Origin of the sequence: Streptomyces sp. NRRL S-1022, assembly GCF_000720135.1 — a bacterium.
Taxonomy (GTDB): Bacteria; Actinomycetota; Actinomycetes; order Streptomycetales; family Streptomycetaceae; genus Streptomyces.
Genome location: NZ_JOIU01000117.1, coordinates 1 through 479, shown reverse-complemented (window position 1 = coordinate 479; position 479 = coordinate 1). Strand labels below are relative to the sequence as shown.

Annotated in this window: 1 pseudogene; it reads left to right on the top strand. The window is 72.4% G+C overall.

Features of this window, described 5'->3' with window-relative positions:
- Positions 1–425, top strand: a pseudogene (locus IG05_RS0141095) (PLP-dependent aminotransferase family protein); the annotation flags it as partial.
- Positions 426–479: the final 54 nt, after the last annotated feature.

The following is a 479-nucleotide window of genomic DNA, read 5'->3' as shown; positions in this document are numbered from 1 at the left end:
TCATCGCCCCGCTCACCGACCTCAAACGCATCGCCGACCGCGGCTCACCCGCCCTCGACCAGCTCGCCCTCGCCCGCCTCGTCGAGTCCGGCCGCTACGACCGCCATCTGCGCCGTATGCGCACGACGTACGCGGCCCGCCGCACCGCACTCGTCACGGCTCTCGCCCAACACGCCCCGGCGGTACGGCTCTCGGGGCTCGCGGCGGGCTTCCACGCGGTGGGGCATCTGCCCTCGGGCGTCGAGGAGCCGGTGGTCTTGGCGGAGTCACGCGAGCGGGGGGTGGGGCTGTACGGCATGAGCGAGTGCCGCACCTCGAAATCCGCGGCCCCGCCCCAACTGGTCCTGGGATTCGGCAATGTGACGGAGCGAGCGATCACCGAGGGGATCGGGGCGGTGGCTGAACTCCTCGACGGCAGGCCCTAGTCAGAGCCGCGCCCCCTTCAGCGCCATGTGCAGCAGCAGCCGGTCCTCGCCGTC